The following is a 24562-nucleotide window of genomic DNA, read 5'->3' as shown; positions in this document are numbered from 1 at the left end:
TGGTCGCTGGCGGCGCGGTCGACGCCTTTGACGGCGGTGTCGCCCGCGGTCGGATCGGCACCGGCAGCTACGTAGGCATCGCGACCTTTCTGGTAGGCGGCGCCGAGCAGACGGTGTTCTTCACGCAGACGTTCGATGCGGGTTTTCAGCGCAGGCTCGAGGCCTTTCTGATTGGCCAGTTCACCGAGGATGTTCTGCACATCGCGCTGGCGATCTTCGAACTGGCCCCAGTACTTGGCCAGGTCTGCCGGTTGCTTGCCGCGCAGCAGGACGTTTTTCCACTCCTGCACCTGCACCTTGAATTGCAGGTTGGCTTCGTCGATCAGTTGCGACGTGTGCAAGGGGCCGGCAATCAACTGGCTGTAGTTCTGCACGCCGTTGGACAGGAAATGAAAGCAGGCCAGCGCGATCAACAGCATCGCCAACAGACTGCCGCTCAGCAGGGCGAGAATTTGCGCTCTCAGGGATTTTTGCAACATCGCAGGTACTCATGACAGGGATGAGGCACGTCCGGTAAGACGTGAATTGTGGCCGGACATCCGTGTCGGCGAACCTTGGCTCTTGGCCGAAGGCGCGCAACCTAACTCATGCGTGATCGGCGTGCCAGAGGGCTTCTTGAGAAAAATCCGACCGCCGGTAAGGCATTGATTCTGGCGTCATTTAGCTGTCACCAAAACGTCACACTGCATTGCAATGATGCGGCTCAGGTGAATCTGCAAATCCCGCGACAGACGCCCTCCTCCCAGCGAGACTTCATGAACCACAGCCTCGATATCAGCCATCGCGATCCAGACCTGTTCGGCTTGCTCTACGGTTTCCGTTTTCGCCCCGGCGAGCGTGGTCGCGAGGTCGACTCGGCGACTGCCCTGCGCTGCCTGCAAGACGACAGCGATAGCGATAGCGATGAGTTTCTCTGGCTGCACCTGAACCTGGCCCACGCCGCTTGCGAGCGCTGGATGAAAAGTCATCTGCAATTACCCGAAGAGTTTTTCGAAGCGCTGCACGAAGGCTCGCGCTCGACCCGCATCGAGCATGTCGATTCGGCGTTGCTGGCGGTGGTCAACGACGTGGTGTTCAACCTCAGCAGCATGGTGTCGTCGGACGTGTCGACGCTGTGGGTCTGCGTGCGCAGCAAACTGATCGTCAGTGCGCGCCTGCAACCGCTGCACTCGGTGGACAAGCTGCGTTCGTCGGTGAAGGCAGGCGAGTGCTTTCGCTCACCGTCGGAATTGCTCGTGCACTTGCTGCGCGACCAGGGCGAAGTGCTGACCCAGATCGTGCGCAAGACCAGCATGAGCGTCGATCAGGTCGAGGACGAGTTGCTGTCCTCGCGACTGTCGACCAACCGCGCCGAACTCGGCGCCAACCGTCGGGTGCTGGTGCGCCTGCAACGACTGCTGGCGCTGGAGCCGGGTTCGCTGCTGCGCCTGCTCAATCGGCCGCCACCGTGGTTGCAGAAGGAAGACGTGAAGGAGCTGCGCAAGTCCACCGAGGAGTTCGCGCTGATCATCAACGACCTCACGGCCCTCGGTGAGCGGATCAAGCTGTTGCAGGAAGAGATCGCCGCCAACCTCAACGAGCAGAGCAACCGCACGCTGTTCACCCTGACCGTGGTGACGGTGCTGGCGCTGCCGATCAACATCATTGCCGGTTTCTTCGGCATGAACGTTGGCGGTGTGCCGCTGGCCACTGATCCGGAAGGGTTTTGGATTCTGGTGGCGCTGGTGGTGACGTTTACCGTGATTGCCGGGCGCTGGGCGTTTCGCAAGCGCGGGGATTACTGAGCGCTGCCGAGCGCCGACACGCTCGTTCCCACGCTCCGCGTGGGAATGCATCAGGTGACGCTCTGCGTCACAGGGACGCGGAGCGTCCCGGGCGGCGTTCCCACGCAGAGCGTGGGAACGATCAGTCACTATTAAGCAAGACCAGCGGCGCGGCTAATCCGCCAAACACTGATCTGCCGCAGTCTCTCTGTAATATTTAGCAACGATCATGGGCAACACTCCTTCCCCCGCTCAGGATTGTCCTCCCATGGCTACTCCCTCCCTGACCGCCAGCCCGGCCTCCGCCCCCAGCGGCAGGCCAGCGCTCGACAAGAAAACCGGCCCCTTCACTTACGTGGTGTTCTTTGCCGTGCTGGCCATGGGGATGCTGTTCACCGCCTACAGCCTGATGCACGACATGCACGAACTCGGCACGGTGGTCACCACCTGGACCCCGTTCCTGCTGCTCGGCGTGGCGCTGCTGATTGCGCTGGGTTTTGAGTTCGTCAACGGTTTCCACGACACCGCCAACGCCGTGGCCACGGTGATCTACACCCACTCGCTGCCACCGAATGTGGCCGTGGTGTGGTCGGGTTTCTTCAACTTCCTCGGCGTGTTGCTTTCGAGTGGCGCGGTGGCGTTCGGCATCATCGCCCTGCTGCCGGTCGAGCTGATTCTGCAAGTCGGCTCGTCCGCCGGTTTCGCGATGATCTTCGCCCTGCTGATCGCCGCGATTCTGTGGAACCTCGGCACCTGGTGGCTGGGCCTGCCGGCCTCGTCGTCGCACACGCTGATCGGTTCGATCATTGGTGTCGGCGTGGCGAATGCCCTGATGCACGGTCGCGACGGCACCAGCGGTGTGGACTGGGCTCAAGCGACCAAGATCGGTTACGCATTGCTGCTGTCGCCGCTGGTGGGCTTCGGTTGCGCGGCGCTGTTGCTGCTGGCGTTGCGCGCGTTCGTGAAGAACCGTTCGCTGTACAAGGCACCGGAAGGCAACACCCCGCCGCCGTGGTGGATTCGCGGTCTGCTGATCCTGACCTGCACCGGCGTGTCGTTTGCCCACGGTTCCAACGACGGCCAGAAAGGCATGGGCCTGATCATGCTGATCCTCGTTGGCACCCTGCCGATGGCTTATGCGCTGAACCGCACCATGCCGGCCGATCAGGCGTTGCAGTTCGCCGCCGTGGCTGAAGTCACCCAACAGGCGCTGGTAAAAAGCGCACCGCTGCCGGCCCCGGCCGATCCGCGTCCGGTGCTCTCGGATTACGTGCGCAGCAAGCAGGCCACGCCGCAACTGGTCCCGGCCCTCGCCGCGCTGACCGGTCATATCGGTGAAGAAGTGAAAGGCTACGGTTCGCTGTCGAAAGTCCCGGCCGAGGCCATGGGCAACGTGCGTAACGACATGTACCTGGCCAGCGAAACCATTCGCCTGATGGACAAGAACAAGGTCGGCACCTTCGACGCCGACACCACCAACAAGCTGCAATTGTTCAAGCAGCAGATCGACAACGCCACCCGGTTCATCCCGCTGTGGGTGAAGATCGCCGTGGCGATTGCGTTGGGGCTGGGCACCATGGTTGGCTGGAAGCGGATCGTGGTCACGGTCGGCGAGAAGATCGGCAAGACCCACCTGACCTACGCCCAGGGCGCCTCGGCAGAAACCGTGGCGATGCTGACCATCGGCGCCGCCGACATGTTCGGCCTGCCGGTGTCGACCACCCATGTGTTGTCCTCAGGCGTGGCCGGGACCATGGTCGCCAACGGTGGCGGCCTGCAGATGAAGACCATCCGCAATCTGCTGATGGCGTGGGTGCTGACGTTGCCGGCAGCGATTCTGTTGTCGGGCAGCCTGTACTGGCTGTTTACCCAGATCTTCTGATCAACCGGAATCCCTGTGAGAGCCTTTGCTCCCACAGGGATTTGCGGCAGGAATCAGAGCGTCGAACGAATCAACTCCCCCAACCAGTCCATGAACACCCGCACCCGCAACGGCAAATGCCGCTGCCGGGCGTACAGCAGTGAAATGCCCATCGCCGGCGCGGTGTATTGCGGCAACACGGTCACCACCTCACCGGTGTCCAGATAGGTGTTCATGCCGGTACGCGGCACCTGGATCAGACCGAACCCACCCAGGCACGCCGACTCGTAGGCATCGGTGCTGTTGACCGTCACACTGCCCGCCATCGGCAAGCGGTAGATCTGCCCGTCCTGCTCATAGACAAACCCTTCCGATCGCGAACCCAGCACACCGACGTAATGCACCAGTCGATGCTGCGCCAGATCCTCAAGGGTCTGCGGCACACCGTAGCGCTGCAGATACGCGGGGCTGGCGCAGTTGATCATGCTGAAATCCCCCAGGTGTCGCGCCACCACCGACTGATCGGGTTGTGCGCCGATGCGCACCACGCAATCGAAGCCTTCGGCGAGCAGGTCGACCCGGCGATCGGTGCTGCTGATTTCCAGCTCCAGGTTCGGATGACGGGCCATGAATTCCGGCAACTTCGGCATGATCAGCCGCCGCGACAGAATGTTCGGCATATCGACCCGGATCCGCCCGGTCAGCGACGCTTCGTCCTGACGGAACAGGTTCTCGATTTCGTCCATGTGCGACAGCAGATCCTTGCTGCGCTCATACAACGCAAGGCCGTCCTGAGTCGCCTGGACCTTGCGCGTGGTGCGTTGCAGCAGACGCGTGCCGAGCAGGGTTTCCAGCGCCTGCACCTGCTCGGACACCGTCGAGCGCGGCAGCCCCAGACTCTCCCCCGCCATCGTGAAACTCGACAATTCGCTGACCCGGACGAAGGTGCGCAGCAGTTCCAGTTTGTTCATGGGCCACCCATTGATTGTTCGGACAATCCGACCAGTGATTCCGGTTTCAGTCTGTTTATCACCTCACGGCGGATAAATAAACTGGGCCCCATCAACCGTCACTGCCCTCGAGGAAGACCCATGAATCGCAAAATCGCATTGATCACCGGTGCCAGCCGTGGCCTCGGCAAGAACGCCGCCCTGCACCTCGCCGCGCAAGGCGTGGACATCATCGGCACCTACAACAGCCGCGCCGATGAAGCGCAATCGCTGGTCGAGGAACTGAAAACACTCGGCGCCAACGCCGTGATGCTGCGACTGGATGTCGGCCGCAGCGAAGGCTTTGCCGATTTCGCCGTACGGGTCGAGCAAGCACTGCAACAGCTCGGGCAGTCGCGCTTCGATTTCCTGATCAACAACGCCGGGATTGGTGTGCATGCGTCCTTCGCCGAAACCACGCCGGAGCAGTTCGACCTGCTGATGAACGTGCAGTTGAAAGGGCCGTTCTTCCTGACTCAGCAACTGCTGCCGCTGATCAACGATGGCGGGCGGATCATCAACATCTCCAGCGGTCTGGCCCGTTTCACCCTGCCGGGTTATGCCGCCTACGCGGCGATGAAAGGTGCGATGGAAGTGCTGACCCGTTATCAGGCCAAGGAGCTGGGTGCGCGGCAGATCGCCGTGAATATCCTCGCACCGGGCGCCATCGAAACCGACTTCGGCGGTGGTGCGGTGCGCGACAATTCGGCGCTGAACGCCATGGTCGCCAGCAACACCGCCCTGGGCCGTGCCGGGCAGCCGGATGACATTGGCGGTGCACTGGCGCTGCTGCTGTCGCCGGGCGCGCAGTGGATCAACGGTCAGCGGATTGAAGCGTCGGGCGGGATGTTTCTCTAAACCCGGCAAAAATCCCGGACAAAAAAAATCGCAGCCCTCACAGGCTGCGATTTTTTTGTTTTCAGCTCTGGCAGACGCTGCGCATCACCAGCCGCTCGCGCACCACGTCATAACCCCAGTGATAGACGTAGGTGTACGGCAGGAAGAACAGCAGCACGCCAATGTCGAGCAGGAACGCCTGCCACAGGCTGACCGACAGCCACCAGGCAATCAGCGGCACGCCCATCACGATCAACCCGCCCTCGAACAGCAGCGCGTGCACCACCCGCACCCAGGCGTTGTGGGCGATGTTCCAGCGTTTGAGCAGGCGGTCGAAGAAGCCGTTGAACACCACGTTCCAGCCCAGGGCCAGCAACGCGATGGCCATGGTGACGGCGCCCATTTCGACCAGCGGTTTGCCCATGATCCACGCCAGCAATGGAGTACAGATCAGGATTGCCAGCAGTTCGAAACCGATGGCCTGGAAGATACGTTCAGTGATGGATTTGTTGGCAGTCATGGCCGAGTTCCTCTGTGAAGATGGTTGCCATGATCCAGCACCGCACCGATACTTCATAACCAATAACCATCGATCAAGGCGATAGTTCATGGCCTCTCAGGAAGTGCTGCTCGCGTTTGTCCAGGCCGCCACTCAAGGTTCTTTTTCGGCAGCGGCGCGCAAACTCGGGCGCAGTCAGTCGACGGTGAGTGCGGCGGTGGCCAGTCTTGAGATCGATCTGGACTTGATCTTGTTCGACCGCAGCAGCCGCAAACCGACCCTGACTCCGGCCGGTCACGTGATGCTGCAACGGGCCGAGGCGATTCTGTCGGCCACCAGCCGCCTGGAAATGACCGCCCGGCAATTGGCCCAGGGCGTCGAGCCGAAACTCACGGTGGCGATTTCCGATACCTATCAATCCGACCGTTTCGAGGCGGCACTGGTGGGCTTCGAGCAGCGCTACCCGGATCTGGAGCTGGAATGCCTGATCGCCGAGTGCGATGACCTGATCGAACTGGTGCAACGCGGTCGGGCGCACCTGGCATTCGCCGAGATGCAGGACAACTACCCGCCGGACCTGGCGACCTCGACCGTCGCCGAGCGTACTGAAATCGCCCTGTTCGTCGGCCGCAATCATCCGTTGGCGACGCAGGAATCCATCGATCAAACAGTCCTTGAACAGCATCGCGAGCTGCGCCTGGCCACCATCGTCAATCCCTATGACAGTCGCGGCAAAGGCCGGGTGTGGTCGGCGCCGAGTTATCTGATGCTGCTGGAGATGGCCGAAAAGGGCTTCGGCTGGGCACCGCTGCCGCGCTGGCTGGTGGAGCGTTTCGGTAACGATCTGCTGGTTGAGCTAAAGGTGCGCGGCTGGCCGAAACCGGTGTTCGTCGATGCGCTGTGGTCGCGGCTGTACCCGCCGGGGCCGGCGGGGAGCTGGTTGCTGAGCAAGATGCTGGAGTGACGATTCAGGCGGCGGCAATCGCCGGCGGCCGATTGTGCTGGAAATACTCATGCAACCCGCGCATTGCCGGCAACTCCAGCGCCTGCGCCGCGTAGCACAACCCCACCCGCCGGGTCGGCGCCGGCAGGTGCAGCGCACGTACGACGATGCGTTCATGCCCGCTCACCAACGACTGCGGCAACATCGCCACGCCGACACCCGCCGCCACCATGTGCAACGCCTGTTGCAGTGAACCGGCATGCCCCGCCACCGCTTCCGGCGAGCGTCCGTAAAGCGCCATCAACCGCTGATGGGACGGATGTTGCGGGCAGGTGATCCAGTCCTCGATCGGCGCCCAGCCTGCCTGCGCGTTGGCCATCGGATGGTCGAGTGGCAGCGCCATCACGTAAGACTCTTCCCACAGCGGCAGAAACAGTTCGTCCTCGCAGCACATTTCCTCGACCGCCAGCCGACCATCGCCGTGACAGCCTTCTTCCAGGGTCAGCAGCAGATTGGGCAACGCCTGATGGGCCATGCGCACAAAGGCTTCGATGTGACTGGCGGCGATGTCACCCTCGATGCCGAGGGTCAGCGGCGCGCGGTTTTCGCGGCCGCGAAACATCCGGCTCAGCGCCTCGGACTCGGCCACCATCCGTCGCGCCTGCGGGTACAGCAGCCGCGCTTCGGCACTGACTTCCACGCCACGGGGCTGACGCACGAACAGCGTCGCGCCGAGTTCTTCTTCCAGCTGTTTGATGGTCACCGACAACGTGGGCTGACTGATGAACAGCCGTTGTGCGGCAGCGGTGATGTTGCGTTCCTCGAACACCGCGAGGAAGGCTTTGAGATGGCGGACATCCATAGGAAATTCCGATAGCAGACAGAGGAATAAGGCATTTTTCAGCCTCCAGCGGGCTAAATATACTGCGCTTCGAATCTGGTCATTTGTTTTTCTTATCTCAGGAGTTCAACCATGAGCAAGCCATTGATCATCATCACCGGCGCCAGCTCGGGCATCGGCGAAGCCACCGCACGGCGCTTGAGCGCTGCCGGTCACCCCCTGCTGTTGCTGGCGCGCCGTATCGAACGCCTCGAAGCGCTGGCACTGCCGAACACCCTCAGCCGCCGCGTCGACATCACCGACCGCGCCGCGTTGCTGGCCGCCGTTGCCGAGGCCGAAGCCCAATTCGGCCCGGCCGATGCGCTGATCAACAACGCCGGGGTGATGCTGTTGGGCGAGATGAGCAAACAGGACCCGGCGCAGTGGGACCAGATGCTCGACGTCAACGTGAAGGGTCTGCTCAACGGCGTGCACGCGGTGGTCGCCGGGATGATCGAGCGCAAGCACGGCACCATCATCAACGTCAGCTCGGTGGCCGGGCGCAAGACGTTCCCGAACCATGTGGCGTACGTCGGCACCAAGTTTGCGGTGCACGGGTTGTCGGAAAACCTGCGTGAAGAGCTGTCGCCGCATAACGTGCGCGTGACCACGATTGCGCCGGGTGCGGTGGAGACCGAGTTGTTGAGCCACACCACGGATGAGGCGATCAAGACCGGGTATCAGGCCTGGAAGCAGGACATGGGTGGGACGGTGTTGAGTGCCGAGGATGTGGCGACGGCAATTGCTTATGCGTATGGGCAGCCGCAGGGGGTTTGTATTCGGGAGATTGTGATGGCGGCTACGCGCCAGCAGGCCTAAAGGCGAAAGGCAAAATCAAAAGTTCCCTCACCCCAGCCCTCTCCCGGAGGGAGAGGGAGCCGACCGAGGTGTCTTGCGTCTTACATCGACCTGAAAAATCGAGTCGATTATGGATTTAGAGCAAATCGTTCACGTCAGCACCGAGGTGTCTTGCGTGATACGCCGACCTGAAAGATCTGGTCGATTATGGATTCACGACGAATCGTTCAGGTCGGCGTATCTCTCCAATATCCCCGGATCGGTCCCCTCTCCCTCCGGGAGAGGGCTAGGGTGAGGGCAAGCGATCCAAAGCCGAAAGCCGCCCTTCAATAAACCGCCGCTCCGGCTCCTGCCGAGTCAATTCCAAGGCCCGCCGATAAGCCGCCCGAGCCTCCTCAACCCGCCCCAACTGCCGACAAAACTCCGCCCGCGCCGAATGCGCCAGGTGGTAGTCCTGCAGCTCCCCACGGTCCAGAATTCCTTCAATCAAGGTCAACCCGGCCAGCGCCCCATCACGCTTGGCCACCGCCACCGCCCGGTTCAACTCGATCACCGGCGACGGCACCGCCCGCAGCAACACCTCATACAGCCCGACAATCTGTTCCCAATCCGTCTCCCCTGCCGTCGGCGCTTCGGCATGCACCGCCGCAATCGCCGCTTGCAGGCAATACGGCCCGAAGCGTCCGGTGGTCAGCGCCCGCTCTACCAGATCGCAGCCTTCGGCAATCAGTTCGGTGTTCCACAATCCGCGATCCTGATCATCCAGCAGAATCAGCTCACCGCTTGGCGTCGACCGCGCCGAACGCCGCGACTCATGCAACAGCATCAGTGCCAGCAAGCCCATGACTTCCGCATCCGGCAATAACTCCAGCAGCAGACGCCCCAGACGAATCGCCTCACGGGTCAAATCCTCGCGGGTCACCTGGGCGCCGCCGGACGCCGAATAACCCTCGTTGAACACCAGGTAAATCACCCGCAGCACACTGTCGAGGCGCTCGGGCAACTCGCTCAGGCTCGGGACTTGATAAGGGATTTTCGCATCGCGAATCTTCGCCTTGGCGCGCACGATGCGCTGGGCAATCGCCGCCGGGGCCGAGAGAAATGCGCGGGCGATTTCCTCGGTGGTGAGATCGCAGACTTCGCGCAGGGTCAGCGGCACTTGCGCGTCCGCCGCCAGTGCCGGGTGGCAGCAGGTGAAGATCAGGCGCAGGCGATCGTCTTCCACGTCTTCGGCGTCCCATTCGGACTGTTCCAGCTCCTCCAGTTGCGCCAGCAACAACGGCTGCGACGCCTTGAACCGCGCACGGCGGCGCAACACGTCGATGGCCTTGAAGCGCCCGGTGGACACCAGCCACGCTCGCGGATTGTCCGGCACGCCGTCGCGCTGCCAGCGCTCGACTGCGACGAAGAACGCCTCGTGCAAGGCTTCTTCGGCGAGGTCGAAATCGCCGAGCAGGCGGATCAGGGTCGCGAGGATCCGCCGCGAGTCTTCGCGGTAGACCTGCGCGACCCGAGCCGCGACCTCAGACATTCAACTGCCGCACGGGACGCACTTCGACACTGCCGACCCGGGCCGCCGGAATGTTGCCGGCGACCTGGATCGCTTCGTTGAGGTCCCGCGCGTCGATCAGGTAGAAACCGGCCAACTGCTCCTTGGTCTCGGCGAACGGGCCGTCGGTGATCGACAACTTGCCGTTGCGCATGCGCACCGTGGTGGCGGTCTGCACCGACTCCAGCGCTTCGGCGGCGACCATACGGCCGCTGCCCTGGATCGACTCGGCGTAGGCCCAGCATTCGGCGTCTTCCGGACTGTCGGGCGACGAATGCAGCAGGCGCTCATCGCTGTAGACCAGGCATAAATACTTCATGGCGTTCTCCTGAATCGGACGGATCAACTATGGCTGAAGATCAGGGTTTCACATCAAACAGGGTCGAGCCAGTCATCGGATCGAACGGCGCCGACCAGTGTTCGTGGGCGATTTTCCACGCCCCGTCGACCAGCCGATAGCAGGCGGTGGCGCGCATCCAGCAACTCTGGGTTTCGCCTTTTTCATTGGTGCCGCCGCAATTGGCGACCCAGTGGGCGAAGGCGATGTTGTCCCCGGTCTCGATGGCGATTTCGTGGAATTCGAAGATGTGCGGGCCAGGGCACATTTCCATGCAGGCCACCCAGTGGGCGCGGTAGGCCTCCTTGCCCTTGAATTGCAGGGCCTTGATCGCATCGAACGAGAGGATGTCGTCGGCGTACAGGGTCATGACCTTTTCCACGTCCTTGGTCATGACGGCCTGACGGTAGGTGTCGATCACGGCTTGAATCTGCGCTTTCGTACTCATGGGGTTTCTCCCTGGTTTTTTGTTGTGAAGACACCTCTAATCGCTCGGCGATTGGCCGGATCGACAGTTGAAACAAAAAAAATTCCAGAGAACGCAAAATCGCTAGAATCCGAGGCTCATCTTTGTAGGAAAAAGGAAATTCCCGTGTCAGCCCGACTCGTGCCTTACGAAAACCTGAACGCCACCCAACGCCAACAGGTCGAGGCCATTGAAATCCACGCCGAGCAGATCAAGTTCTCCGGCGACATCCACGGTGCCCTGCACACGCTGCTGTCGAAACCCGGCCCCGGCGTGAAAGGCTTTGCGCTGCTGGCCGAAGACGTACCCGTGGCATTCCTGCTGCTCAAGCGCCCGCCGGTCCTGCCGGAATGGGCCGATGAGCACAGCGCCACCTTGCATGCGTTGCAGGTCGATCATCGGGCCCAGGGCAAGGGTTACGGCAAGGCTTGCCTGCTGGCACTGCCCGAAGTTGCGCGCCAGGCCTGGCCGGAAATCAAAGGGCTGGAACTGTCGGTGGACGCTGACAACGATGCTGCGATTGCGCTGTATGCCAAGTACGGTTTCGTCGACAGCGGCGAAGCGTACAAGGGGCGCATCGGTTACGAGCGACGCATGGGCCTGTTCTTCTAATCATCGAGGGAGCAAGGATGATCGATTCAATCGAAGCACTGGAAGCTATTTACGGATTGCCCCACGAGCGGGCGGTGCGCAAGCAGATCGGTTTTCTCAACGAGGACTATCAGGCGATGGTCCGGGTCTCGCCGCTGGTGATCGTCAGTTCGGTCGGCGCCGACGGCATCGACGGTTCTCCGCGCGGGGACGCGCCGGGGTTCGTGCGAATCATCAACGAGCGCACCCTGGCCCTGCCGGATCGCCCGGGCAACAACCGCATCGATACCTTGCGCAACGTGCTGCACGATCCGCGAGTGTCGCTGCTGTTCATCATTCCGGGGATTGGCGAGACGTTGCGGGTCAATGGCACCGCGACCATCAGCGCTGATCCGGAGTTACTGGAAAGCTTCGCGGTCAACGGCAAGCCGGCGCGCACGGTGTTGCTGGTGACGGTGGAGGCGGCGTTCTTTCATTGCTCGAAAGCGTTCGTGCGTTCGGATGCGTGGAATCCGCAAACTCATCTACCGCGCTCGGCGCTGCCGACGGCAGGCGCGTTTCACAAGCGCCTGAACGAAGGTCAGTTCGATGCCGAGGCCTATGACCGAGAGGCCCCGGCGCGGGTGCGTGAAACCCTTTACTGACGCCGCCCATCGATCGTTCCCACGTCGAGGCGTCGAACCGTCTGCGTGGGAATGCAGCCTTTGACGCTCTGCGTCATGACGGTGCCAGGCGTTACATCAGCGGTGCGGCAGGAACGCGGAGCGTCCCGGTATGCATTCCCACGCAGAGCGTGGGAATGATCATGGGTCAGAGGGTCAGAATCATCTCGTGCCACGCCATCCCGCCATGGTCGGACTCGGACGGTTTGATGTAGGCAAAACCGAATCCGGCGTACAGCGGGATGTGCCGTTCCTTGCACATCAGGTGAATCGTCGCCTTGCCCTGGGCGCGCATGCGGTCGATGAATTCGCCCAGCAGACGCTTGGCCAGGCCTTGGCCTTGATAGTCCGGGTGCACCACCACTGACATGATCACCACGTTCGGCCCGGCCGGGTCGTGGCCGATCAGTTCCTTGAACGCCTCGTCGGACATCTGCACTTCAAACGCCGCGCCGGAGTTGATGAAGCCGGCCACCTGCCCGTCCACCTCGGCGACGATGAAACCGTCCGGCCAGGTGGCGATGCGCGTGGCGATCTTCTCGCGGGTCGCGGCTTCGTCGCCCTCGTAGGCGAGGGTTTCGATGGCGTAGCAGCGATCCAGGTCGGCGGCGGTGACGTGGCGGATGACGGTGTTCATGGCGGCTCGAAATCAGTGGAAACAGGGCCGCCAAGGATAAAGGAATAAGGTGTTCATATCGATCCGCATGGGCGGCGTAAAGCCTGCGTATAAGCGCTTTTCTTCGGATTCGGGACGGTCTATTCCTGACCACTGTCTCTGATCACCCGAAGGGGAACAGTTTATGAGCAGCATGGAAATCGGTTTGTTGATGGTGTTGGGTATCAGCTTTTTCGGCTTCATCACCCTGGGCATCGACCTGTTGCGGGCACGACGGATCAAGGGCAAGTAAGGCTTGATCGGCAGCGCGAAGCGGGTTCGCGCTGCCGGTCGTTCATCAGGTTTTCTTTTCCACCGGGACGCAGATTTCCAGCTTGCCGGTATTGGTTTTCGGATTGAAATCGGCGCTGTAGCGTTCCAGCTCCGGGGCGTTGAGGCCCTTGTATTCGGAGGCCGGCAGCCAGGTTTTGTAGATGTACTCAATGGTTTGCGGCAAAAGATCCAGCGAACCCTTGTGTTCGAACACTGCGTACTGGCGCGGGAGGATTTCGATCCACGGATACTTTTCCTGCGGGAAGTCATCCAGCTTGCGGATTTCGACCCCGGCCATGTAATCGAAACCGCCGTTGCCGTCGAAATTGCTGCAAACGCCGTAGGTCACTTCGCCCTTCTGACCCGGAACATTTCCGATGTGCGGGATCAGTTTCTCCCACAGCGCGGGGATGTCCTGGACGGTCTCTTTGGTGAAACGATCGCGAAAACCTGCAATCAGCAGGAAGTGTCCATGTTCGAAGCGAGGTTCAGCCACTTCGACGCGTTTTTGCTCATCCATGACTCGACTCCTTGGAACGAAAAAAGTGGGTTCGGCTGGGAGTATAGAAGCCAAACCCGATTCGCACATTTACAGCGTGTGCAGGGCCTCGACGGCACCGGACCCGACGAACTCGTTATAACCGGATACGATCACGTAGACCGCGAAATAGCAGAAGATCGCCGCCGATGCCATGTAGGAATAGCGCAGCAGTTTGTCACCCAGCAGTTTGCCGCCATGGCTCGCCGCAAAGCACAGACCCGCCGACCACAACAGCCCGGCACACAGGAAGCCGCCGAGGAACAGCGCCGAACTGAGCGGACCGCCGCCACCGGAACGGGCGATCAACGTGCCGCCCACGGCCGCGAACCACAGGATGGCGCTCGGCGACGACATGGCGAGAAAAATCCCACGGAAGAATTCCTTGCGATGGGAGTTCTGGCCGACCTCCGCCGTCTCCGCCAGCAGCGCTTCGTGGTGGATCGCCGAATAGATCATCTTCGCCGCGAAGTAGATCAACAGCGCCGAACCGCCGATCCACAACACCCAGCGCACGGTTTCGTATTGCAGCAGAACGGTCATTCCGGCCAGGGCAAGAACGGCGTAGATCAAGTCGCCGACGCAGGTGCCGAGGCCCAGCGCGAAGCCCTGAAAATAGCCGCGCTGCATGGCCAGGGTGATCATCGCGATGTTGGCCACGCCGATGTCCAGGCACAGCGAAAGGCTCAGCAAGAAGCCGCTGGTGAATTCCATTAACCGTTTTCCTTGGGAAAAAATTGTTGTCGTGCACGCTGGACAGTCTGCCATCGCTGCCCTTATCTTCCGCCACAGGTCACCGCAGTGACCAGCGTCGCTCGGACGGTTCCGGGCGCTTACGTTATCCGAGGCAACAATGGCTGAACAAGGTTCGCCGCGCCGCTTTGCGCGCATAGATCGACTCCCCCCTTACGTTTTCAACATCACTGCCGAGCTGAAGATGGCCGCCCGACGTCGTGGCGAAGACATCATCGACTTGAGCATGGGCAACCCCGACGGCGCCACGCCGCCTCACATCGTTGAAAAACTGGTGCAGGTTGCACAACGCGAAGACACCCACGGTTACTCCACGTCCAAGGGCATTCCGCGCCTGCGCCGGGCGATTTCCAACTGGTACAAGGAACGCTACGAGGTCGATATCGACCCGGAAAGCGAAGCCATCGTCACCATCGGTTCCAAGGAAGGCCTGGCGCACCTGATGCTGGCGACCCTGGATCAGGGCGACACCGTGCTGGTGCCGAACCCGAGCTACCCGATTCACATCTACGGTGCCGTGATTGCCGGCGCCCAGGTGCGGTCGGTGCCGCTGGTGCCGGGCGTGGACTTCTTCGACGAGCTGGAACGGGCGATTCGTGGCTCGATCCCGAAACCGAAGATGATGATCCTCGGCTTCCCGTCCAACCCGACCGCACAGTGCGTGGAACTGGATTTCTTCGAACGGGTGATCGCCCTCGCCAAACAGTACGACGTGCTGGTGGTGCACGACCTGGCCTACGCCGACATCGTCTACGACGGCTGGAAAGCCCCGTCGATCATGCAGGTGCCGGGCGCCAAGGACATCGCGGTGGAGTTTTTTACCCTGTCCAAGAGCTACAACATGGCGGGCTGGCGCATCGGTTTCATGGTCGGCAACCCGGAACTGGTCAACGCCCTGGCGCGGATCAAGAGCTACCATGACTACGGCACCTTCACCCCGCTGCAGGTCGCTGCGATTGCCGCGCTGGAAGGCGATCAACAGTGCGTGCGCGACATCGCCGAGCAGTATCGCCAGCGCCGCAACGTGCTGGTCAAGGGCCTGCATGAACTGGGCTGGATGGTCGAAAATCCGAAAGCCTCGATGTACGTCTGGGCGAAGATTCCCGACGCCTACGCGCACCTCGGCTCGCTGGAATTCGCCAAGAAGCTGCTGGCCGAGGCCAAGGTCTGCGTCTCGCCGGGTGTCGGCTTTGGTGAGTACGGCGACGATCACGTGCGTTTCGCGCTGATCGAGAACCAGGACCGGATTCGTCAAGCGGTACGCGGGATTCGCGGGATGTTCCGGGCGGATGGCCTGGGCACCAAGTAACAGCCTCCGCAACCTGATCGTTCCCACGCTCCGCGTGGGAATGCCTCAATGGACGCTCTGCGTCCGCTTTGGGACGCAGAGCGTCCCGGGCTGCATTCCCACGCAGAGCGTGGGAACGATCCAGGCACAAAAAAACCGCATCGCTGCGGTTTTTTTGTGTCTGGCGTTCGAGGTTAAACGAACAGCGACAGCAGCAGGATAAAGCCCAGCGCAACCACCGACAGGATGGTTTCCATCGCGGTCCAGGTCTTGAAGGTTTCCGCCACGGTCATGTTGAAGTACTGCTTCACCAGCCAGAAACCGGCGTCGTTGACGTGGGACAGGATCAAGGAACCGGCACCGGTGGCTAGCACCAGCAGCTCACGGTTCACACCCGGGATCATCCCCACTACCGGCACCACGATGCCCGCGCCAGTGATGGTCGCCACGGTGGCCGAACCGGTCGCGATGCGGATCACCGCCGCCACCAGCCACGCCAGCAGGATCGGCGAGATCTGCGCGCTGACCGCCATGTGGCCGATCACGTCGCCCACACCGCTGGTCACCAGCATCTGCTTGAAGCCACCACCGGCACCGATGATCAGGATGATCGCGGCGGTTGGCGCCAGACTGGCGTCGAGCCATTTGAGCATCTGCTGAGAACCGATGCCCTGCTTGGCGCCGAAGGTGTACAGCGACAGCAGCAAGGCAAGCAACAGCGCCGAGATCGGGTGACCGATCATGTCCATCCAGGTGCGGAAGAAATGACCGTCCGGCAGCGCCACGTCGGCGAAGGTTTTCAGCAGCATCAGGAACACCGGCAGCAGCACGGTGACCAGGGTGATGCCGAAGCTTGGCAGCTTGGCCGAATCGGTTTCACGGGCCAGTTGATCGACCAGCTCCTGATTCGGATGACCCGGAATGTGCTTGGCGATGAACGTACCGAAGATCGGACCGGCAATGATGGCGGTCGGCAGCGCGACGATCAGACCGTAGAGAATGGTCTTGCCGATGTCGGCACCGAACACGCCAATGGCCAGCAGCGGGCCCGGGTGCGGTGGCACCAGACCGTGCACGGCGGACAGGCCGGCTAGCAGCGGGATACCGATCTTGATGATCGACACACCGGTGCGGCGGGCAACGATGAACACCAGCGGAATCAGCAGCACGAAGCCGATTTCAAAGAACAGCGGAATGCCCACCAGGAACGCGGCGAACATCATTGCCCACTGCACGCGCTCTTTGCCGAACGCGCGAATCAGGGTCTGGGCGATCTGATCGGCACCACCGGATTCAGCCATCATTTTGCCGAGCATGGTGCCCAGCGCGAGGATGATGCCGACGAAACCGAGCACGCCACCGAAGCCGTCCTGGAACGCCTTGATGATGGTGCCGATCGGCATGCCGGACGTCAGGCCGAGGAACGCGGCGGCGATGGTCAGGGCAATGAAGGGATGGAGCTTGAACTTGGTGATCAGGACGATAAGCCCGATCACCGTGACCACTGCATCAAGCAGCAGGTAGGCGTCATGGGACATGCCAAACATTGGGGGTGTCTCCTGGTTTGTTGTTGTTATTAAAGCGGGTTAATCAGAAGTCGAAAGGACAGCGCTATCTTCGCAATCACACTCATATCGCCTGTTTCAGGCCATGGGCCTGCCACCAGACGTGGGCTTGCGACGCCAGTTCTTCAACGCTGTGGATCGAAGCATTCAGGGCCAGGGTCAACGGCTCGCCCTTGGGCGATTCGAGGGTGGCGAACTGGCTTTCGATCAAGGTGGCCGGCATGAAGTGGCCCGGACGGTGGGACACACGTTCGGCGGCAACTTCAGGCGTCAATTCGAGGAACACGAAGCCCAGGCCCGGCAAGGCGCTGCGCAGACGTTCGCGGTAAATGTGCTTGAGGGCCGAGCAGGTCAGCACCGGGCGTTCGCCCAGGGCATCGACGCGGCGCAGTTCATCGCACAGGCTGTCGAGCCAGCCGGCACGGTCTTCGTCGTTCAGGGGGATCCCCGCGCTCATCTTTTCGATGTTCGCGGCCGGATGGAAAGTATCGCCTTCAATGGCAGTGGCGCCGCTCAATTGGCACAGGGCCTCGCTGACGCACGTCTTGCCGCAACCGGCAACGCCCATGATGACCAGGGCGGTGATGGGATGATTCATGAAACACCTCAGCGCGCAGACAGCGCTACCTTTGCTAACTATGACTCTAGTGCACAGGCAGAAATTGCCGACGCCTTCTTGTCGTTTTTTTGGGTTGCAGCAGGTTGGGTCCCAACGCCAAAAAGCGAGGATCAGGCAGGACCTCGCTTACGCATTTGCAGCTGCATAAGGACAGCGCTACCTTAGTGCCTTGATTTTTGTTTGGCAAGCCGCCCGATGACCACCCCTAAAAACGATAAAAACACCCGCACCACCGGCCGTCCCACCCTCAATGAAGTCGCCCGGCTGGCTGGCGTCAGTCCGATTACAGCTTCTCGCGCCTTGCGCGGGGTCAGCACCGTCGCCACCGAACTGGTGGAAAAAGTGCAAAAAGCCGCGCTGGAACTCAACTACGTGGTCAACCCCGCCGCCCGCGCCCTGGCCTCGGCCCAGAGCCATTCAGTGGTGGTCCTGGTGCCTTCTTTGGCCAACCTGTTGTTCATCGACACCCTGGAAGCCATTCATCGGGTGCTCACGCCCAAAGGCTTCGAAGTGCTGATCGGCAACTTCCACTATTCCCGCGATGAAGAAGAAAACCTGCTGCGCAACTACATGGCTTATCAGCCACGGGGTTTGCTGCTGACCGGTTTCGACCGCACCGAAACATCGCGGCGGATGATCGAAGCCAGCAACATTCCCTGCGTGTACATGATGGAACTGGACAGCGCCGCCGGAGTGAACTGCGTCGGCTTCTCCCAGCTCAGCGCCGGGGAAACCGCCGCCGAACATTTGCTGTCCCGTGGCCGCAAGCGTCTGGCGTACATCGGCGCGCAGCTCGATCAGCGCACCCTGCTGCGCGGTGAAGGTTTTCGCAAAGCGTTGCAGAAGGCCGGTCGCTACGACCCGGATCTGGAAGTGCTGACCCCGCGTTCTTCGTCCGTGGGCCTGGGTGGCGAGTTGTTCCTGCAACTGCTGGCGGCGCATCCGGACGTCGATGCGATCTTCTTCGGCAACGACGACCTGGCTCAGGGCGCCCTGCTCGAGGCCCTGCGCAACGGGATCAAGATCCCCGAGCAAGTGGCGATCCTCGGCTTCAACGACCTGCCGATGTCCGAGCATATGGTGCCGCGCCTGAGCAGCATCAACACCCCGCGTGAGGCCATCGGCCGGCGTGCGGCGGAACAGATGCTGACCCTGATGGCCGGCAACAGCGTGGCGCGACCGGTCGAGGACATGGGCTTCGAACTGAAAATCCGCGAAAGCACCTGACCTCCGCGTTCGGCTCTGGAAGGGACGCGGAGCATCCCGGGCTGCGTTCCCACGCAGAGCGTGGGAACGATCACCGGCCGAGTATTTCAACCAATGCCGCCGCGCCCTTCTGCAACGGCTGGCTCTTGAGCCACACCGCGTGCACCGGCAGCACCAGACCGTTCTCGATGTTGCGGAAGTTCAGCCGTTTCAATCGCCCCGAATCGAGCCACGGCTGCACCACCGACAACGGGAAATTGCCCCAGCCCAACCCCGCCTCTACCATCTCCAGCGCCGTCTCCAGGCTGTCGGTGCGCCAGTGGGATTCGGCCACCAGCGGCCGGGTTTCGCTGATCGGCAAGTCGCGACTGCCGACGACGATCTGCCGCACATGCACCAGATCTTCGAGAAACAGATCCTGCCCCTGCAACAGCGGACTGTCCGCCGCCAGCGTGGCGATCATCCGTTCACTGCCGACAAACTGAAAGCGCTCCAGCACGTTCACGCTCAACCCGGCGAACGCCAGGCACACGCTGACCCGGCCACTGTGAAGCATCGCCAGCACGTCATCCTGCGGCGCGCTCAGTACTTCGATGTCGAGCAACGGATGACGCTCGCTGATCACCTTGATGGCCGCCAACAACCGTCGACGATCGATATCCGCCGCCACGCCGATCGACAACTTGCTCTCCAGCCCCAGCGACAACTGCACCGCATGCACCTGCAATTGCTTGAGCTGATCGGCGATCAGTCGCGCATGGGGCACCAGCGACAGCGCCATCGCCGTGGGTTGCGGTTCGCGGTGACTGCGATCAAACAGCGGGTAGCCGAGTTCGGCCTCCAGATTGCCGATGGCCATGCTCACCGCCGACGGGACTTTGCCCAATGCCCTGGCTGCGGCGGAAAACGAGCCGCGCTCAATCACTGCGAGAAACAGTTCGATGCTTTCGCTGTTGAAATTCACATCATCTACCTATCAATAAAACTGAAAGCTACTGACTTTTTCTGTCATCACCATTGAAGCTATCTTTCGTCGCCTTCGCCAGCCCCGCTGGCCACCAGTCGCAAGAAAGAGGCAATTCCCCATGCAAGGCGCCAAACGCAAACTGGTCTACGTGTCGCTCTATGAAGTGATCGGCATGACCTTCTCGGCCCTCGGCCTGGCCCTGTTGTCCGGCACCTCGCCCGGCAGCACCGGCCCGCTGGCGGTGATCATCACCACCATCGCCGTGACCTGGAACTTCATCTACACCTCGCTGTTCGAGCACTGGGAAAGCCGTCAGGTGTCGCGCACCCGCACAGTCAAACGCCGTATCGCCCACGCGGTCGGCTTTCAATTGACGCTGATCGTGTTCCTGATTCCGCTGATCGCCTGGTGGATGAACATCAGCCTGGTGCAGGCCTTCCTGCTGGATCTGGCGCTGATCGTGTTCATCCCTTGCTACACCTTCGCCTTCAACTGGCTGTTCGATAAGGTGTTCGGTTTGCCGGCCTCGGCGCTGCCGGATCCCGTGCCCGCAGCATGAATCGCTAATTGGTAAGCGGATATTGCAAGAAATCGGCGGTTTTCCCATGCCAACCGCCGATATAAACAATCCTTAATTTCCGATAGCAGGCTAAGCTTTTCCATCATAAAAAAATGGATCGGCCCATGACTGCACACGCCCCCGCCGCCGCGCAAAGCGATGGCATCGACCCGATACGCGCCGCACAGGTTTCCGCCCGCATCGACCGTCTTCCGGCGGTCGCCACGATCTGGCGGCTGGTGGCGCTGTTGTCGATCGGTGGTTTCTTCGAACTCTATGACCTGTTCCAGACCGCCTATATCAGCCCCGGCCTGATCCGCGACGGCATCTTCGCCACCGGCAATCAGGGCGTGTTCGGGTTCTCCGATCAAGCCGCGTTCGCCTCGGCGACGTTCCTCGGTCTGTTTCTCGGCGCCAGTCTGCTCAGTCCGCTGGCGGATCGTTTCGGACGGCGGGCGATCTTCACCTTCGCGCTGGTCTGGTACACCGTGGCCACGGTGCTGATGGGCGTGCAGAGTTCGGCGCTGGGGATCATCTGCATGCGTTTTCTGGTGGGCATCGGCCTCGGCATTGAGTTGGTGACCATCGACGCCTACCTCTCGGAACTGGTGCCCAAACGCATGCGCAGTTCGGCGTTCGCCTTCGCGTTTTTCGTGCAGTTCCTGTCGGTGCCGGCGGTGGCGCTGATGTCCTGGTGGCTGGTGCCGCAGGCGCCGTTCGGGGTGTCCGGCTGGCGTTGGGTGGTGCTGGCCAGTGCGGTGTTTGCGCTGTTCATCTGGTGGCTGCGCAAACGGCTGCCAGAGTCGCCGCGCTGGCTGGCCCAGCATGGCCGCTTCGATGAGGCGAACCGGATTCTCGATGACATCGAAGCGCGCTGCGAGAAGGATCACCGCCAACCACTGGACGCACCGGAAGCGGTAGCGGTAGATGTCGAAGGCAAGGGCCGTTTCGCCGACATCTGGCAACCACCGTACCGGCGCCGCGCACTGATGCTGATCGTCTTTCACATCTTCCAGGCCATCGGCTTCTTCGGTTTCGGCAACTGGTTGCCGGCGCTGCTTTCCGGTCAGGGCGTCAGCGTCACTCACAGCCTGATGTACGCGTTCATCATCACCCTCGCCTACCCGCTCGGGCCGTTGCTGTTCGTCAAATTCGCCAACCGCTTCGAGAACAAGTGGCAGATCGTCGGCTCAGCCTTGGGCGCCATGACCTTCGGCACCTTGTTCGCGTTGCAGACCAGCGCTTTCGGCCTGATTTTCTGCGGGGTGATGATCACCTTCTGCAACGCCTGGCTGAGCTTCAGTTATCACTCCTATCAGAGCGAACTGTTCCCGACCAACATCCGCGCCCGGGCGGTGGGGTTCTGTTACTCGTTCAGTCGTTTGTCGACGGTGTTCAGCAGCCTGTTGATCGGTCTGTTCCTCGACCACTTCGGCACGCCGGGCGTACTGGCGTTCATTGTCGTCAGCATGTTGATCGTGATGCTGACCATCGGCTATTTCGGCCCCCGCACCCGCAACCTGGCGCTGGAAAACATCGCTCATCGCTGACGGGCAACGGTCATCTTCTGCCGCCGGACGGCAAAGGATGACCGCTTCGGAAAACCGTAAATTCCTTAATCTGCTGAATTCATGAGACTTATTCTGACGGCACGGTAATTGCTGTTTTACCGCCGACAGCAATTACCACAAGGTCCTTCATCATGTTGGTTAGTTCGAAACAGGCGAATTTGATTCATCTGCCCAAGCGCATCACCGAAGACGCCACCGCTTCGGCGGCTGCCGGTCTGCAAGGCGGGCTCCACGGCGCGATGCTGCAATCGCTGCAAAACCAGGCGCAGGGGCAAACCACTGACGCCACCAACCAGATTCAAAGCTCGGCCACGCAACTCGCCACCCAGCAAGTCAGCGAAGCCACGCGCATCAGCGACAACGTCGATGAAGCGTTCGCCAAAACCCGCGTCGGCCTGCAGACTTCTGACGCTTCGCAGACCAAGGCCACCGGCACTTCCGCCACCGACGAGTTCAAGGACTACATGAGCAAGTCGCCGGAACAGCGTCTGCGCGACAGCATCCTCAAGGAAATGGGTTTGACCGAAGACGACATCAAAGCCATGCCGCCAGAGAAACAACTGGCCATCGGCAAAGAGATCGCCGATCGCCTGCAGGACAAGATGAAACTGGCCGAAGCCGAAAAGCAGAACAAACAAGACGCCAACTCGGTCAAGATCAGCGACCAGTCGGCAGACAAGTTCCTCGCTTCGCTCTGACTCGCAGCGCAATGAAAAAAGGATCCCAAGGGATCCTTTTTTTTCAGCCGTAAACCGTCAGTTCAACTGCAACGTCTCGTTGAACTGGCTGATCGCATCCACCACATGCCGCGAGCCCTGCTGAATCTCCCGGATCGCGTCGCCCGCCTCGTTCGCCAGTTCCACCCCGAGCCCGGTGCGGCTCAGGCTCGACTGCATGCTCGACACCGCACTCAGTGACAACTCATGGTTCTTGCGCACCACATCGACGATCTCCAGGGTCGCCTGACTGGTCCGCGCCGCGAGGCTGCGCACTTCATCCGCCACCACCGCAAAACCGCGTCCGTGCTCACCCGCCCGCGCCGCTTCGATGGCCGCGTTGAGTGCCAGCAGGTTGGTCTGGTCGGCAATCCCGCGAATGGTCTGGACGATGGTGCCGATGATGTCCGACTGCTTGCTCACCGCATCGATGCTCAGCGCCGCTTCGTTGAGGTCGCGGGAAATGTCCTGAATGATCTGCACCGTTTGCTGCACGACCTGTGAGCCTTTTTGCGCGCAGGCGTCGTTTTGTACCGAGGTGCTGTGGGCCGATTCCGCAGCGGTCTGCAAGGTGGTCATCTGGTGGGTGATGTCGCTGGCGAACTTCACCACTTTGTACAACCGGCCCTTGGCATCGAACAACGGGTTATACGAGGCTTCGAGGTAAACGGTCTGCCCGGACTTGTTCTTGCGTTCGAAGCGGTGCGAGTGATATTCGCCGCGATTGAGCGAGGCCCAGAACGCTTTGTATTGCGCGGATTCGGCTTCGGCGCGATGACAGAACAGGCTGTGATGATGGCCGACAATTTCGTTGAGCGAATACTGCATAGTCTTGAGGAAGTTGTCGTTGGCCGAGATCACATTGCCTTCCGGGGTGAATTCGATCACGGCCATCGAACGGCTGATGGCGGCGAGCATGCTCTCCTCTTCTTTTTCCTTGTTCACGCGCGCCGTGATGTCCGACGCCACTTTGATCACGCTTCTGACTTGTTTGTCCGGGCCATACACCGGCATGTAACTGGCCTCGAGCCAGATCTCCTGACCGCGCTTGTTCAAACGCAGGAAAGTCCCGCTGAGCGGTTCACCACGGGCCAGATCACGCCACAACTTGGCGTATTCCTCGCTGCGGTAAAACGCCTCTTCGCAAAAGACCCGGTGATGTTTGCCACGCACTTCCTCGGCGCTGTAGCCCATGGTCTTGCAGAAGTTCTCATTGGCATCCAGAACGATGCCCTCGGGGGTGAATTCGATCATCGCCATCGAACGGCTGATCGCCTCCAACTTGGCGTTGGCTTCAGTCAGGGCACAACTGAAGCGTTCGATTTCCTGCAGGTCAGCCTTGTGATGTAGGTTGAACATGTCTCTATCACCTTCCGCGCGGTCTTTTGATTTGATGAAAGTTCAGGTCTTTCAGAATCCACCACTACGTTCCACAGAACAGGCACACGCATTCCTCCACAGGAGGAAGTTGTCAGGTGATCAACGATGATTAATCAAAGAGTCCATGCAGCGACGCTCTAATCAAGACATCCTTCTCTTGATAGCCCGCGGGCGGGCCATTCCTAACGTGCAGAAGAACTTCCATTTAAAAACATGCTCCTTGTCGGTTCAGTGTCGGTGCCTTGGATTGCGCACTCTGGCAGCTTTGTTCATGACTAACCGATTGCCGTCGAGGCG

24 protein-coding genes and 2 pseudogenes are annotated in these 24562 nt (G+C 61.1%); 12 read left to right on the top strand and 14 right to left on the bottom strand.

Translation table 11 applies throughout. The features are described 5' to 3' along the window. Positions 1-755: 755 nt before the first annotated feature. Together AC1RR7_RS17880 and AC1RR7_RS17875 are read left to right on the top strand one after the other, a co-directional pair. Complete coding sequence (locus AC1RR7_RS17880; protein ID WP_493158077.1) at positions 756-1784, top strand: transporter; 1029 nt, start codon at positions 756-758, stop codon at positions 1782-1784. 247 nt (positions 1785-2031) lie between these two features. Then, positions 2032-3645, top strand: coding sequence for an inorganic phosphate transporter (locus AC1RR7_RS17875; RefSeq protein ID WP_096818172.1), 1614 nt, complete (start codon positions 2032-2034; stop codon positions 3643-3645). A 53-nt stretch (positions 3646-3698) separates the two neighbouring features. On the opposite strand, the gene AC1RR7_RS17870 is transcribed toward AC1RR7_RS17875, so the two are convergent. Then, complete coding sequence (locus AC1RR7_RS17870; protein WP_102621318.1) at positions 3699-4595, bottom strand: LysR family transcriptional regulator; 897 nt, start codon at positions 4593-4595, stop codon at positions 3699-3701. 120 nt (positions 4596-4715) lie between these two features. Here AC1RR7_RS17870 and AC1RR7_RS17865 point away from each other — a divergent pair, with 120 nt between their 5' ends. Beyond that, on the top strand, positions 4716-5471 hold the full coding sequence (locus tag AC1RR7_RS17865; RefSeq protein WP_493158076.1) for an SDR family NAD(P)-dependent oxidoreductase: 756 nt from the start codon (positions 4716-4718) through the stop codon (positions 5469-5471). Between the two features lie 61 nt (positions 5472-5532). Here the strand turns inward: AC1RR7_RS17865 and AC1RR7_RS17860 are convergent, their stop codons facing one another. Further along, positions 5533-5970 (bottom strand): multidrug/biocide efflux PACE transporter, encoded by a 438-nt coding sequence (locus AC1RR7_RS17860; protein ID WP_102621317.1) that lies wholly within the window; start codon positions 5968-5970, stop codon positions 5533-5535. Positions 5971-6058: 88 nt separating this feature from the next. Between AC1RR7_RS17860 and AC1RR7_RS17855 the strand changes: the two genes are divergently transcribed. Continuing rightward, positions 6059-6913: a LysR family transcriptional regulator gene (locus AC1RR7_RS17855; protein WP_102621316.1), complete on the top strand. Its 855-nt coding sequence runs from the start codon at positions 6059-6061 to the stop codon at positions 6911-6913. Between the two features lie 4 nt (positions 6914-6917). On the opposite strand, the gene AC1RR7_RS17850 is transcribed toward AC1RR7_RS17855, so the two are convergent. After that, positions 6918-7754 carry a LysR family transcriptional regulator gene (locus AC1RR7_RS17850; protein WP_493158075.1) on the bottom strand — a complete coding sequence of 279 codons (837 nt, stop codon included), beginning with the start codon at positions 7752-7754 and terminating at the stop codon, positions 6918-6920. 111 nt (positions 7755-7865) lie between these two features. On the opposite strand from AC1RR7_RS17850, the gene AC1RR7_RS17845 reads away from it, so the two are divergent. Then, positions 7866-8591: an SDR family oxidoreductase gene (locus AC1RR7_RS17845; protein ID WP_011335572.1), complete on the top strand. Its 726-nt coding sequence runs from the start codon at positions 7866-7868 to the stop codon at positions 8589-8591. 265 nt (positions 8592-8856) lie between these two features. Here AC1RR7_RS17845 and AC1RR7_RS17840 read toward each other — a convergent pair whose 3' ends face one another. The 3 genes from AC1RR7_RS17840 to AC1RR7_RS17830 are packed head-to-tail and all read right to left on the bottom strand — an operon-like array spanning position 8857 to position 10904. Then, on the bottom strand, positions 8857-10101 hold the full coding sequence (locus tag AC1RR7_RS17840) for an RNA polymerase sigma factor (protein WP_493158074.1): 1245 nt from the start codon (positions 10099-10101) through the stop codon (positions 8857-8859). Further along, positions 10094-10438 (bottom strand): YciI family protein, encoded by a 345-nt coding sequence (locus AC1RR7_RS17835; RefSeq protein WP_007951101.1) that lies wholly within the window; start codon positions 10436-10438, stop codon positions 10094-10096. The genes AC1RR7_RS17840 and AC1RR7_RS17835 overlap by 8 nt, the downstream gene beginning before the upstream one ends. Before the next feature lie 40 nt (positions 10439-10478). Next, the gene (locus tag AC1RR7_RS17830; protein ID WP_273535669.1) at positions 10479-10904 is read right to left on the bottom strand and encodes an SgcJ/EcaC family oxidoreductase; all 426 of its coding nucleotides are present in this window, start codon (positions 10902-10904) and stop codon (positions 10479-10481) included. A gap of 144 nt (positions 10905-11048) precedes the next feature. Here AC1RR7_RS17830 and AC1RR7_RS17825 point away from each other — a divergent pair, with 144 nt between their 5' ends. Together AC1RR7_RS17825 and AC1RR7_RS17820 are read left to right on the top strand one after the other, a co-directional pair. Further along, on the top strand, positions 11049-11534 hold the full coding sequence (locus AC1RR7_RS17825; RefSeq protein WP_096818193.1) for a GNAT family N-acetyltransferase: 486 nt from the start codon (positions 11049-11051) through the stop codon (positions 11532-11534). 17 nt (positions 11535-11551) lie between these two features. Then, positions 11552-12157, top strand: a complete 606-nt coding sequence (locus tag AC1RR7_RS17820; protein WP_102621310.1) for a pyridoxamine 5'-phosphate oxidase family protein — start codon at positions 11552-11554, stop codon at positions 12155-12157. A 166-nt stretch (positions 12158-12323) separates the two neighbouring features. On the opposite strand, the gene AC1RR7_RS17815 is transcribed toward AC1RR7_RS17820, so the two are convergent. From AC1RR7_RS17815 to AC1RR7_RS17805, 3 genes are all read right to left on the bottom strand, one after another. Next, on the bottom strand, positions 12324-12812 hold the full coding sequence (locus AC1RR7_RS17815) for a GNAT family N-acetyltransferase (RefSeq protein WP_493158073.1): 489 nt from the start codon (positions 12810-12812) through the stop codon (positions 12324-12326). A gap of 316 nt (positions 12813-13128) precedes the next feature. After that, positions 13129-13623 (bottom strand): GyrI-like domain-containing protein, encoded by a 495-nt coding sequence (locus tag AC1RR7_RS17810; RefSeq protein WP_493158072.1) that lies wholly within the window; start codon positions 13621-13623, stop codon positions 13129-13131. 69 nt (positions 13624-13692) lie between these two features. Then, complete coding sequence (locus AC1RR7_RS17805; protein WP_096818201.1) at positions 13693-14355, bottom strand: LysE family translocator; 663 nt, start codon at positions 14353-14355, stop codon at positions 13693-13695. A 139-nt stretch (positions 14356-14494) separates the two neighbouring features. Between AC1RR7_RS17805 and alaC the strand changes: the two genes are divergently transcribed. Then, a complete protein-coding gene (alaC, locus tag AC1RR7_RS17800; protein ID WP_273541081.1) occupies positions 14495-15703 on the top strand; it encodes an alanine transaminase in 1209 nt (402 codons plus the stop codon). 173 nt (positions 15704-15876) lie between these two features. Here alaC and AC1RR7_RS17795 read toward each other — a convergent pair whose 3' ends face one another. Then, positions 15877-17229 carry a GntP family permease gene (locus AC1RR7_RS17795; RefSeq protein WP_096818205.1) on the bottom strand — a complete coding sequence of 451 codons (1353 nt, stop codon included), beginning with the start codon at positions 17227-17229 and terminating at the stop codon, positions 15877-15879. An 82-nt stretch (positions 17230-17311) separates the two neighbouring features. After that, entirely contained in the window at positions 17312-17845 is a 534-nt protein-coding gene (locus AC1RR7_RS17790) for a gluconokinase (RefSeq protein WP_102621306.1), read from the bottom strand. Between the two features lie 216 nt (positions 17846-18061). Between AC1RR7_RS17790 and gntR the strand changes: the two genes are divergently transcribed. Continuing rightward, the gene (gene gntR, locus AC1RR7_RS17785; protein WP_096818207.1) at positions 18062-19093 is read left to right on the top strand and encodes an HTH-type transcriptional regulator GntR; all 1032 of its coding nucleotides are present in this window, start codon (positions 18062-18064) and stop codon (positions 19091-19093) included. 70 nt (positions 19094-19163) lie between these two features. Here gntR and AC1RR7_RS17780 read toward each other — a convergent pair whose 3' ends face one another. Next, entirely contained in the window at positions 19164-20036 is an 873-nt protein-coding gene (locus tag AC1RR7_RS17780) for a LysR family transcriptional regulator (RefSeq protein WP_273538057.1), read from the bottom strand. Positions 20037-20157: 121 nt separating this feature from the next. Between AC1RR7_RS17780 and AC1RR7_RS17775 the strand changes: the two genes are divergently transcribed. From AC1RR7_RS17775 to AC1RR7_RS17765, 3 genes are all read left to right on the top strand, one after another. Then, positions 20158-20598: a PACE efflux transporter gene (locus AC1RR7_RS17775; RefSeq protein ID WP_102621304.1), complete on the top strand. Its 441-nt coding sequence runs from the start codon at positions 20158-20160 to the stop codon at positions 20596-20598. Between the two features lie 125 nt (positions 20599-20723). Further along, the gene (locus AC1RR7_RS17770; RefSeq protein WP_493158071.1) at positions 20724-22148 is read left to right on the top strand and encodes an MFS transporter; all 1425 of its coding nucleotides are present in this window, start codon (positions 20724-20726) and stop codon (positions 22146-22148) included. A gap of 152 nt (positions 22149-22300) precedes the next feature. Continuing rightward, positions 22301-22867 (top strand): hypothetical protein, encoded by a 567-nt coding sequence (locus tag AC1RR7_RS17765; RefSeq protein ID WP_493158070.1) that lies wholly within the window; start codon positions 22301-22303, stop codon positions 22865-22867. Positions 22868-22924: 57 nt separating this feature from the next. Here AC1RR7_RS17765 and AC1RR7_RS17760 read toward each other — a convergent pair. Both AC1RR7_RS17760 and AC1RR7_RS17755 read right to left on the bottom strand, forming a co-directional pair. Continuing rightward, positions 22925-23353 (bottom strand): annotated as a pseudogene (locus tag AC1RR7_RS17760) (methyl-accepting chemotaxis protein); the annotation flags it as partial. A gap of 120 nt (positions 23354-23473) precedes the next feature. Beyond that, positions 23474-24244 (bottom strand): annotated as a pseudogene (locus tag AC1RR7_RS17755) (PAS domain-containing protein); the annotation flags it as partial. Positions 24245-24562 lie beyond the last annotated feature (318 nt).

This window comes from Pseudomonas sp. GW821-FHT11G12, assembly GCF_058808055.1.
The sequence above is the reverse complement of the archived record's forward strand: the minus strand, read 5'-3'. Positions and strand labels throughout refer to the sequence as shown.